At 58.3% G+C, this 629-nt stretch carries 2 tRNA genes; both read left to right on the top strand.

Annotated features, from left to right (window positions below):
- Positions 1–219 precede the first annotated feature (219 nt).
- Positions 220–296 (top strand) — tRNA-Ile (locus tag ACFFIC_RS12535).
- A gap of 60 nt (positions 297–356) precedes the next feature.
- Positions 357–428, top strand: a tRNA-Ala gene (locus ACFFIC_RS12530).
- The last annotated feature ends 201 nt before the right edge of the window (positions 429–629 follow it).

Below are 629 nucleotides of genomic sequence, written 5' to 3'. Positions count from 1 at the left end.
ATCACCTCCTTTCAAGGAATGCGCGTGGGGTAGGGGTTTCGGCTCCTGGCTGCGGCAGTCCTGATCAAAGCTATCGGATCCAATCAGGGTCCTCACTCATGCCCGTATCCTTGCTTTTCTGATGTTCGGGGGATGCGGCCTTGCGCCGGTGCGGTTCGCTGTGCCGCAGCGCTGGCCGCGTATCCTTCTTTGATCCGTGGGTCACGGTTTCCCGGCCTTGGGCCAGTAGCTCAGTTGGTTAGAGCACACGCTTGATAAGCGTGGGGTCGGAGGTTCAAGTCCTCCCTGGCCCACCATCTGGTGGTGTCTGGGTTGGGCCGTTTCACGGATTTATATCTGTTCCATTGTTGGTTTGTGGGGGCGTAGCTCAGTGGGAGAGCGCCTGCTTTGCAAGCAGGGGGTCGTCGGTTCGATACCGACCGTCTCCAAGCCTTTGGAACGGATTATGGGTTGCGGCCGGGTGGTTGAGCGAGAGGGTATCTTGCTCCTGCTTGCGCTGCGTCGTCTTCGGGAAACAGGGCCGCACTGGCTCCGGGTTGAGACCTGGGGTTGTTGGGTGGTTTCTCGTGTTCTTTCACAATTGAAGATGGTTAGGTGTGTTGGTGGGCTGAGAGGCCTGCTGATGTATG

This window comes from Muricoccus vinaceus, from assembly GCF_042433125.1.
Classification (GTDB): Bacteria; Pseudomonadota; Alphaproteobacteria; order Acetobacterales; family Acetobacteraceae; genus Roseomonas; species Roseomonas vinacea.
Note: the sequence above shows the minus strand (reverse complement) of the source record. Positions and strands in the feature narration are given on the sequence as shown.